Origin of the sequence: Sulfitobacter sp. 1A12056 (assembly GCF_043558125.1) — a bacterium.
Lineage (GTDB): Bacteria > Pseudomonadota > Alphaproteobacteria > Rhodobacterales > Rhodobacteraceae > Sulfitobacter > Sulfitobacter faviae.
In genome coordinates, this window is sequence record NZ_JBIFFY010000004.1 from 244,403 (window position 1) to 254,685 (window position 10,283).

General features: G+C 56.3%; 9 protein-coding genes and 1 pseudogene. 7 read left to right on the forward strand and 3 right to left on the reverse strand.

All coding sequences use genetic code 11. The features are described from left to right. Positions 1 to 41 precede the first annotated feature (41 nt). The gene (locus tag ACGYLD_RS10880) at positions 42 to 956 is read left to right on the forward strand and encodes a LysR substrate-binding domain-containing protein (protein WP_276155381.1); all 915 of its coding nucleotides are present in this window, start codon (positions 42 to 44) and stop codon (positions 954 to 956) included. A gap of 128 nt (positions 957 to 1,084) precedes the next feature. Here the strand turns inward: ACGYLD_RS10880 and ACGYLD_RS10885 are convergent. After that, positions 1,085 to 1,717: pseudogene (locus ACGYLD_RS10885) on the reverse strand (tyrosine-type recombinase/integrase). 132 nt (positions 1,718 to 1,849) lie between these two features. Between ACGYLD_RS10885 and ACGYLD_RS10890 the strand changes: the two are divergent. The 4 genes from ACGYLD_RS10890 (at position 1,850) to ACGYLD_RS10905 (ending at position 6,214) form a co-directional block, all read left to right on the forward strand. Further along, a complete protein-coding gene (locus ACGYLD_RS10890; RefSeq protein WP_394402534.1) occupies positions 1,850 to 3,103 on the forward strand; it encodes a hypothetical protein in 1,254 nt (417 codons plus the stop codon). 132 nt (positions 3,104 to 3,235) lie between these two features. Beyond that, positions 3,236 to 3,982, forward strand: coding sequence for a hypothetical protein (locus ACGYLD_RS10895; RefSeq protein ID WP_271689170.1), 747 nt, complete (start codon positions 3,236 to 3,238; stop codon positions 3,980 to 3,982). A gap of 410 nt (positions 3,983 to 4,392) precedes the next feature. Next, positions 4,393 to 5,823 carry a sensor histidine kinase gene (locus ACGYLD_RS10900; RefSeq protein WP_394402536.1) on the forward strand — a complete coding sequence of 477 codons (1,431 nt, stop codon included), beginning with the start codon at positions 4,393 to 4,395 and terminating at the stop codon, positions 5,821 to 5,823. Next, on the forward strand, positions 5,789 to 6,214 hold the full coding sequence (locus ACGYLD_RS10905; protein WP_394402538.1) for a response regulator: 426 nt from the start codon (positions 5,789 to 5,791) through the stop codon (positions 6,212 to 6,214). Before ACGYLD_RS10900 ends, ACGYLD_RS10905 begins: the two co-directional genes overlap by 35 nt. A 662-nt stretch (positions 6,215 to 6,876) precedes the next feature. On the opposite strand, the gene ACGYLD_RS10910 is transcribed toward ACGYLD_RS10905, so the two are convergent. Further along, complete coding sequence (locus tag ACGYLD_RS10910) at positions 6,877 to 7,596, reverse strand: IS110 family transposase (RefSeq protein ID WP_394402544.1); 720 nt, start codon at positions 7,594 to 7,596, stop codon at positions 6,877 to 6,879. Between the two features lie 337 nt (positions 7,597 to 7,933). On the opposite strand from ACGYLD_RS10910, the gene ACGYLD_RS10915 reads away from it, so the two are divergent. Then, complete coding sequence (locus ACGYLD_RS10915; RefSeq protein ID WP_276154169.1) at positions 7,934 to 8,659, forward strand: hypothetical protein; 726 nt, start codon at positions 7,934 to 7,936, stop codon at positions 8,657 to 8,659. A 10-nt stretch (positions 8,660 to 8,669) separates the two neighbouring features. After that, complete coding sequence (locus ACGYLD_RS10920; protein WP_276154170.1) at positions 8,670 to 9,521, forward strand: calcium-binding protein; 852 nt, start codon at positions 8,670 to 8,672, stop codon at positions 9,519 to 9,521. 146 nt (positions 9,522 to 9,667) lie between these two features. On the opposite strand, the gene alaE is transcribed toward ACGYLD_RS10920, so the two are convergent. Continuing rightward, the gene (gene alaE, locus ACGYLD_RS10925) at positions 9,668 to 10,075 is read right to left on the reverse strand and encodes an L-alanine exporter AlaE (protein ID WP_067625235.1); all 408 of its coding nucleotides are present in this window, start codon (positions 10,073 to 10,075) and stop codon (positions 9,668 to 9,670) included. Positions 10,076 to 10,283 lie beyond the last annotated feature (208 nt).

A 10,283-nucleotide genomic window follows, 5' to 3' on the forward strand; every position in this document is an offset into this window, starting at 1 on the left:
GTAATATTTTCATTATTCATTCTCTGAGGTTATATATCACCATGATCGGCCGGCTCACACATCGACAAATTGAAGCCTTCCGCGCTGTGATGGAGACCGGCAAGGTCACCTCCGCCGCGCAGGTGCTTGGGACGACACAGCCCTCTGTCAGCAAGCTTATTGCAGATCTGGAGCATGCGGCCGGTTTCGGTATGTTTGAGCGCCAGGGGCGGCAGGTCGTGCCCACTCCGGAAGCCCGGGCGCTCTATGAAGAGGTCGAGCGATCTTTTGTCGGCATGGCGGAAATTTCACGGGTGATCGAAGATATCCGAGATTTCCGGACAGGTAGCTTGCTCATCGCTGGAATGCCGGCCCTCGCGCTGAAGTTCCTTCCCGATGTTATCGCCGAGTTTATCGCCGAAGAGCCGGGCATCGCCGTGTCACTACGCACGCGCAGTTCCCAAGCGGTGCTACGCCATCTCAGTTCGCAACAGTTCGACCTCGGCTTTGCAGCTCTGGATAATGATCATCCCGCCGTTCTGCGCCGTCCGCTGTTTACGGGGGCAATGCTGGCTGTGCTTCCGCCCGGACATGAGCTTGAACGAAAAACCGTGCTTGAGCCTAAGGACTTCGATCAACGGCCCTTCATCGCACTTGGGGCAGAAATTGGCACACGGTCGGAGACAGATGCCTTTCTATCACTTCGCGACGCCCGCCCCCGGATTGTCGCCGAAGCGCAATTGTCCGCTTCGATTTGCGAGATGGTCGCGGCAGGCGCGGGAGTTTCGATCGTGGAGCCAGTGACTGCGAGACATTTTGCCGAACTCGGACGCTGCGTCGTGCGACCACTGTCACCGGCCCAGCCCTTTCGCTACGATCTGCTGCTTCCCGCGACCCGTCAGCCTTCACGCGTCGCCGGCCAATTCTTGAGGTTGGTGAACGCACGTTTCGAGGCATTTCCTCGCACTCAATTTTAGTCACCTGGGCAATAGGGGTTGCGTTGGCACCCCGCGAATATGAACTCATAAACTTGATCGCTGCACTGCGGCAGCGCATGGTGTACCGAAAGGCCGGTATGGGCCGTCTGTGGCGACGGCCCAGCGGTTTAGATTTCGATAGCTTCGGCGATCACCAGCGCATCTTCAAGCTCGACGCCGAGGTACCTGACAGTGCTGTCCATCTTGGTGTGACCCAACAGCAGTTGGACCGCCCTTAGGTTGCCTGTTTTCTTGTAAATCTGCGTGACTTTCGTTCGCCGCATCGAGTGCGTGCCATAGGCGCTTGCCTCCAGACCAATGGATGTCACCCAGTCACGCACAATGCGCGCGTACTGGCGGGTAGAGATGTGAAGCCGTTAGTGAAAACGCCCAGGCCAGAGGTATTCGGATCCGACCATCAGCGGCTCCCGCATCCATCTTGCCAGCGATGCACGGGTGCCTTCGGAGATTTCGAAGCGCACAGGTTTCTGGGTCTTGCTCTGAAGAACCGACGCGCGTTCCTTGATTTGGCCGGATGCCATAACATCGACCACCCTCATTTTCACCAGATCGCAGCCGCGCAGCTTGCTGTCGATGGCAAGATTGAAGAGGGCCAGATCACGGTGGTTCTCGGCCAATTCCAGCCGCACCCTGATCGCCCAGACGTGTTTGGGCTTGAGCGGCCTTTTCTGGCCGACGATCCGGCCTTTGTTCCAGGCTGGGCGTAAGGCGCGGATGGCCGGTAAGTTTGATGTTTCCATGATGGATCCTCCGATCCACCACGCCCTCCCACATCGACAACCCGACGTTGACAAGACATCATACCATATGATGCTGCGCCGCATCCGAGGTCGGCTTTGAGCCCTTATCCACTGATGCTGCATGATGCATGAATGTCCACTTTTCAGGACATTACTGCTGTTGCTCCGCTCCATCCTATCTGCTTTTGTCGGCCCATGCTGAACGCTGCCATCCTCGCAACAGTCACGCTCGCTGGGGCGATATTGGTTTGGCCCCGTGTTGCCAATTCTATTGTCTGGCGCGCGACAATAACGCCTTTGGCTTCGATTATCGGTAGCGGTTTTCTGGTTCTTGGGCCAATCCTTGATGTTAGTTACGGGGGGTATGCACCGCTGGTCATGGTTGGCCTGTGTATGGTGGCCTATCTATTTGGAAGCGCGATCCGATTTAATATTGCCGACATTGAAACGAGACCTGCCGCATCACGATTGACCGACGGACTTGAAACCATGGCGTCCATCGTGCTTGCGTTCGCGTTCATTGTGTCTGTTGCCTACTACCTCAACCTGTTTGGTGCATTTGGAGTGAGCCTGACGGAGCTTGACGACCAGTTTCACGCGAAGTTACTGACCACGGCGGTCTTCACATTGATTCTCTTCACAGGATTGACCCGAGGCTTTTCAGCGCTTGAACGCATGGAGCAGGTTTCAGTGTGTCTGAAACTGATGATCATCGCGGGTCTTTTGCTCGGCCTCATGGTGCATTTTGGCGAGGCCACAGGCCGAGGTGCATTGCAGTTCGATGCGCCGCGGGTCACCGGATGGGCGAGCCTTACACTGATGGCGGGTTTGATCGTAACTGTTCAAGGTTTCGAAACGTCACGCTACCTTGGATCGACCTACGATGCGCGAATGCGTATCCAGTCGATGCAGTTGGCACAGTGGATATCTACAGTCATTTACTGCATCTACATTGTGCTTCTGACCTATGCGTTCGAAAGTGATCCTCTGTCTTTAGACGAGACGGCGATTATTGATTTGATGCAGATTGTCGCACCGATTTTGCCGCTATTGCTGGTTGTCGCTGCGCTCAGCGCCCAATTCAGCGCAGCAATTGCGGACACCAGCGGGTCGGGTGGCCTGATTACCGAGGTTTCCAAAGGTGCGATTAAGGAGCGTGTGGCGTATGCGCTACTGGTTGGCATTGGGGTCTTGCTGACATGGACCGCAAATATCTTCGAGATAATCAGCTATGCCTCGCGGGCCTTTGCGCTTTATTATGCTCTACAGGCCGGCATCGCGGCTATCCGTGCATGGCGAGGCAATCACCTTGCGAAAGCAACCCTCTTTGGCGGTGTGGCACTGTTAGGCGTTGCAATCGCGGTATTTGGAACACCGGTCGAGTAAAAGCGGACGCTCCACAAAGCGACATCAATGTCGCCTACGTCCCGCCAAGCAGGTCTCAGTGCTCAGTGCGACTAATGGCAGGAACGAGCCCTAAAGCACTCAGTGGTGGGCCGTGTACGACGGTCTACTTTGGTGGATTTCCTGTTTACTGGACATGTGCTTGCCCCGCTGTATTACTGCACCCAAAGGTTGATTTTTACCGGAGATATTAGAATGAAAAGAATTGCGTTGATTGCTGCTTGCTTCTTGTTGGAAGCCTGTAAAACCCAAATTGGTACCGATTTGTTTACCAGCGACCTTGTTGCCGCAACCGAGGCCGAAGCGGTCACTGCGCCCTTGGTGATTGGTATGGAAGCCGGCTCCGAGAAGAAATGCAAGGAAACAGCCGATACTGTTTTGGTGGCTGTCCAATCCCAGTTTGACGGCGCTGAGTTCATCGGTTGTGATTCTGTTGAATTCAAAACATTCGCCCGTTTCCGGGTTCAATCCGACATCGTTGCCTATGACGGGAACGCGCCTAGCATTACAGCGCCGTTTTCGATTGGTGTTCGAAAGGAAGGGGCGGCCTACCATGTGAGCTATCTCACCAACCCCGTTGCCGCGCGCGCCATTTGGGATGCCTTGCCCGAAGAGATGACTAAATACCAAACATACAATTTGGAACCTATCTTGAGCGCCGTTTTGAACAATGATTTGCGTGAAACGGTCAGTATCATCACCGATGATGTGTTTGCCGATGGTGCGCCCGTTCAAGGAACCGCGACGCGTGATTTACCGCGCCGTGATCAAGTCGAATTGACCATGTCCGATGTGACTAATGCCGCATTCGGGACTGTTGCGAACGCGTCTCATATCGCAACGTTCTCTTTAAGTAATTAGCGCCTCGAGGTCGGTTCCGTCCCGCAGTGCCGCCGCTCGCCCTCCGGTTTGACGCTGATTTCGTTTGCAAGTGCAGCGAAGGTCGGCAGTGAGCCCATACCTCCCAATTGCTGCGCGAAGCACAAACGGGTTGGAAGCGCTGAAAGCCGACATCAACCGAGCCGCGAGCATGCCTCAGCTGCCAATTAGCCACCTCAGCTGACACCCCTTGAACCGGCCTTTGGAACTTGTCGCAGCAAGACCAGTGCTCATCTTTGAGGGCTACTGACAACCGAAAAGCTATATAGCAGCCCTAAGAATGCGTCTTGCTCACTCAAGAGTCTGTTTGGTATCCGTTTTTCCAACATCACGCTGAAGCTTGCATATTTGTGCTGAGCTCTCGCTAAATCGTGCTGCTGGAGGGCACTAGAATGGATGAAGTCAGCGGTATCGATCTGGGCATTTTTTTCGACGCAGCGCCGACGGCGCAGATGGTGTTCACGCCGGACCTCCGGATCGTCGCGGCGAACCAACGTTATTGCGCCATGCTGGGCCGCCAGCCCGAAGAACTAATCGGGAACCGGGTTTTCGAGGCCTTCCCAGCTAATCCAGATGATCCGAACTCGGACGCCGAGGCGGAATTGCAGGCCTCGACAGACGCAGTTGTCGCGACTGGAGAGGCACAGGAAATGCCGTTGCGACAGCACGATGTCCAGCAAGCCGACGGTCGCTACGGCACAAGATATTGGCGCATCCTGACCTCACCCGTCTTCGCCGACGCATCCGAGCCGGAACGGGTGACCCACGTGATCCATACAGCAGAAGACGTTACGCGGAGCATTCTGGGGGAGCGCGCTGACGCTGCGAAGCGAAGGGCTGCAATGCGCGGTGCGGAGCTCAGCTACTTCGAGTTCGACCCGGCTTCCGGGAGGCTGACCCGCTCGCCGCAATTGGATGCCCTGTTCGGCTTTGAACCAGGAGAGACTGTCACAACGGCACAGGAGTTCTTTGACCGCATCCATCCCGATGACCATGGGGCGACCATAGCCGAGATTGAGCGCGCCGGTCGCACCATTGGGTCGGACCTGCATCTCGACTACCGGATAATGCGCCCCGACGGAACCGTGCGATGGGCCATTGGGCACGGCGAATCTGTTCGAGATCCGGATACGCAGCATGTCAGGATCGTCGGCATCGTGCTTGACGCGACATCGATCTGCGAACGCGAAGAGAGCCTGCGCGAGGCGGTCCAAGCGCGTGACGTGCTGATCGCAGAGGTTAACCACAGGGTGAAGAACTCTCTCCAGATGGTTGCGAGCATTCTTAACCTGGAGGCATCTGCGACCAAGGACGCGGCCGCGCGCGCATCGCTCAAGGCCGCTACGGCACGCGTGAACGCCGTCGCGGCGATCCATGCCTCGCTCTACGAGGACGAAGACGTCAGTTCGGTCCAGATCGACAGATACTTGGAAAGGTTGAAAGAGCACCTTCACGCTTCGCTTTCAGGTGAAGGCGGGGGTGTCCGGATCACACTCGACGTGGATCCAATCCAGCTTGCAACCGACAAGGCCGTCACGCTGTCTCTGGCGGTGAACGAGCTGGTCACCAACTCGTTCAAGCACGCCTTTGAACCAGATGAAGAAGGCACCGTGACCATCAGTCTGCGGCGTAACGGCGACGACTTAATCACTCTTGAGGTTGCAGACGACGGAACAAACCGGGCTACCGATCGTTCGGACATTAGGCCACCATCGTCAGGTCTCGGTCAGCGTTTGATTGAGGGAATGGCATCGCAACTGGGTGGAACAATCGAGATAGAGAGTAAGAATGGTTGGCGGACAAAAATCCTTTTTCCCGAATGAGGGAACCGCCACTCTGAAAGTTCTCGTGGTTGAAGACAACATCTTCATCGCGCTTGATCTGGAAGGGCAGCTTGATGAAATGGGACATGACGTCGTCGGCATCGCCGCGACTGCGTCAAAGGCGATCCAGATGGCCCGAGATTCCGTTCCTGATCTTGCAATCGTCGATCTTCAGCTTGCCGATGGGAGCCGCGGGCAGGATGTAGCGTTGGTGCTTCGTCGTGAGATGGATATTCCGTCCATCATCGTGAGCGGGAGCCTGCACCAAGTGACCGACGAAGAGAAAGCAGCGATTCGTCCGGACGCAATGCTTTCGAAGCCGCTGCTTTCGGGTGAACTTGGTCGCGCAATCGGAACCGCGAATATCTCAGGTAGCCCCAAGGACGAATGACGGCTATCGCAAACCGCATAAAGCGGACCTTAACAGCCAAAACTCGAACGGCAGCAAAGTCCCGCACTGTGTGATTTGATGCACATCGCGGCGAATGGCGGCTTTCACAAACGCAGGTTTGTGAAACGGATGTAAAATAGGCTCTCAGATAGCGAAGTCGTGCATCTCAGCTCCTGTCTCAATGTAAATTCCGCAAAGGGTGCCAGCGTCAAGGACAAATATTCCTTAACGTAGGATTTGGCACTGAGCCGGAGCAGACCCCCAAGAAGGGGCTCTGCAGACGCTGAGCAACTCGTCGAAAGCAATCCGTTTGAGCTGAATTTTTTAGGGAACGAAGGCTTCGCGGCGAACGTTTACATATTTTAACAAACAGGAAAAGGATATTAATTTCAATTATATAGTTCACCAATAGGATTTTATGTTGATAAGAAAATTTAAGAAGGTTATAGCTGACATCAAGGCTTCGAATGCGAAGCGTCCGAACCGAAAACTGAGTCTGTGGGCTATCGCGGCGCTCATCTTCTGGGCAATCGCACTTTCAAAAGTTTTTGCAGGTCTTGTCTTGTAGTTTTGTGCTCTGCAGCACGTGACTAATTCATTTTCAGAATAGGAGAAAAACACGGTAAGCGGTGTTCCGGTTACACGGTCTAGCAACTGTATCTTCAACTTTCTGGAACGGTCCATTTCTGGCTTGATTTACAGAGGGCGTTGACGATTGTGACGAGCTTTCGAGCGACAGCTGTAATGCTGACCTTGTGTGGCTTTCCTGCGGCCCGCAAACGACCGGCGAAGATTTTCAGGACTGGATTGTGATTGCTGGCGACGAGAGCAGCCTGGAACATGACATGTCGCAGCAGCCGCCGACCGCCTCCAATTGCACGCTTGCCTCGCATCGCCCCGCTGTCATGTGCAATGGGGGCCAAGCCTGTCAGGGCAGCAGCTTGCTCGCCACTGATCTGACCGAGTTCTGGCATTTCTGCAATTAACATTGTGCTGGCAACTGGGCCGATTCCAGGAACGGAACGCAGGATATCGGCAGTCATGGCAAGGCTCGCATCGGCCGCGATGATATCTTCAATCTGAGCTTCGAGCCCGGCAATTTGCCTGTCGAGCAAGCCTTTGAAGTCTTCGTCCATGGCTGCAAACATCTCGGTTGATCCGAGCTTCCCCTGCGCCTTGATCTGCCCAAGAAGGCGTTTTCGGGTTTTAACCAGCTGCGCCCGCTTAGAGGTCAAGGCTCTGAGAAGACGTAACTTTCCATGTGGGAGGGTTCGCCCGGCATCAGGTCTGAAAGCCACGAAACGCGCAATCAGTTCCGCGTCGATCCGGTCGGTTTTGGCCCGTGTGCCCCTGCTCGGGTCGTTTGCGGGAGAGTGTGAAATCCTACGCTAAGCTGACAGCGGTCGTTCGTGCAGCGCGCGGCGAAGGTCGGCTTCGAGCCCAAAGTCACCAATGCTGCGGAGCGAGTGAACGACCGCTTCAGACGTTTCACATGGGCCCAGGCCCGCCATCTGTTCCGTTTCGAAGCGCTGGAACGACCCCGTTGTAACGGTCTAAATGTTCCACTAAGAGGCTTTGTAAGAGCGCAGCCGATCGGGCCGTGGCCTGGAAATAGGTCGGTTTGGACCAGTCGATTCCGATACGCGCCGGTGCAGGTTTGTCCTCGACTTGCGATCCGTCAGGCTTATATTTCCGGCAGATATATCGAGGACACCGGCGTTGGGTAAACAGGTCATCCACATCACACTTGCGGCCTTGTCGTTGATGGCCTCGCCCCTCGGCGCCGAGGATATCGCTTCATCGGCTTGCCCTTATCACACCTCCGACGAGCCGATCCTTGTCTTTCCTATGGGGTTCGAGCGTTTTCTCGATGGTCCCGATGTGCAAGTCGCTGTGCCCGAGGGATACATTCGGCCTTTCGAGCGCAAGCGCTACGCTCGCGACGGCACCGATGGAGCGGCGCGCCTTTTCGTCGAGATACCTTCATTCGCACCGATGTACCTCGCGGACGGGCCATCCTCCTCCTTCAGGCTCGAGACCTCGGTGCCGCAAGAGGATCGGGGCACCATCCTTCTCGGGCCCGGCGTCCCCCTGGAGGAGCATCTTGCAGCGGTGGTGGGCCCGGATGCAGCCGCGTCGGCCATCAAGACGGGCGATCCGTCAGACGGCAGTTCGGCGACGGATATGCCTGACGGCCTACAAGCCGTTCCCGGAGCGCTCCTTGGCCAGACCCTCGTCGCCGTCGAAGACGGGACGGTGACATTCCTCGCGAACTGTCAAGATGGCCGGGTCCCGATCTGCACGGGTCGCGTTACGCGCGACGTCCTCACAGCGCAGCTCACGTTCCGCCGTCTCCATCTGGATGCATGGCGCGATATACGGCAGCGCACGGACGCCCTTCTACGATGCTTCCTCACCAATCAGCCTTCTCCAGCCCTCGAATAGGACCATCACAATGCCCCTCGCGCTGACCTATCGGATAGCTTCTTTGGAACAGGAGCCGGGTATGCGCGACGGCCGAGCCACAATGGATCTCGACGCAGACGGCTTCTTCGCCTTCACGAACGTGAATGGCGAGGTTTTCCTAACCATTGAGGAGTTCAACTTCGCCGATGCGGGCGTCTTCATTGAGGCCGGGCGGGAAGAAGATGCTACTATAGGCACGGGTGGACGCGACCGCATCTTCGGCGACGATGACGCCGACCTGATCGCTGCCGACGCTGGCGACGACATAGTGTTCGGGCGCGGCGGCGCGGACGAGATCAGCGGCGAGGGCGGGCGCGATCGGTTGTTCGGCCAAGACGGAGATGATCGGCTCTTCGGAGATCGAGGCGAAGACGCGCTTTACGGCGGCAAAGGCAACGACCTGCTCTCGGGCGGAGCGGACGACGATCGGCTCTTTGGGCAGAATGGCGGTGACATCGTCGTCGGTGGGCAAGGCGACGACCGGCTCTACGGCCAAGGCGGTGATGATACCTTGCTCGGAGGCTCTGGCGACGACCGCATTTTCGCAGGGTTGGGAAATGACAGCGTGGCGGGTGGAGCGGGTGACGATCGCATCTTCCTCGGCAGCGGAGACGACGTGCTGGTCTTCGCCAACGGCGGTGGAAGGGACCGAGTCTACGGCTTTGGGCAAGGCGATCAGATCGCCTTCGACATCGAGGGCATCGAGACCTTTACCGATGTACTAGCCTTCGCATCGGGCTCACGAGGGCGAACCGAATTTGAGTTCGACGATGTGACTACGCTCACGGTCTACGGACTCGACGCGCACACCCTTACGGAGGATCAGTTCCTCTTCACCTGACTGATACGACGTCGCCGGTTGCACGCAGTCTGGTTCGCTTGGGCATGGCCTATTGAAGCGGACCTTCGTCGCCGATGCAGCGAAAGCCCGCTCCGTCCCGCATTGCTGCCCATGACCGAAACCGCAGCGAAGGTCGAGTCCGAGCCCTACTTTACGGAAGTTCCAGCCAGGTTTCTCAGGGTATCGAGATAAATTCCAAAAGGTCGGCTAAGGAGGATCATAAATACGATAGATGAACTGACGGCCGCGCCGATCTCAGAAATGGACGCGCCTGCCACCACAAGGGTCGCCATATAGACTGGCACTTGAAATGTGGTGAAAGCGATGATGTCACAGAAGACATTGGACATCCTACGTAGCGGTCGAAACTTCAGAAAAAACCAATCCCGCCAAAGTCCAAAGGGCCGCGCCGTAATCATCATGACCGGTATCATAATCATTCGCGCGGTCAAAACCTGTATGGGGTCCATACCAGCGATAAGAAGTTCGCTAAGAGCTGCGATCGCAGTGAAGAATAAAACTGTCCCGGCTGTGTCTACGATATAACTCCTCATAGTGCGGCGATATCCCAAATTCCCGTTTTTGTCGATGCAGTAGAGAATACTGGACGGCCGCTACGTCCCGCTTAGCAGCCATCTGCTCCCCAATTTTGTGCTGAGACGCGGAGAATGTCTCCTCCGAGCCCAAAGTTCCGGACTCGCTGCGCAGTGGCGAATGTCGGTTTCCGGTTCGCACGTCAGCTTTTCCGCCAGATCACTCGGT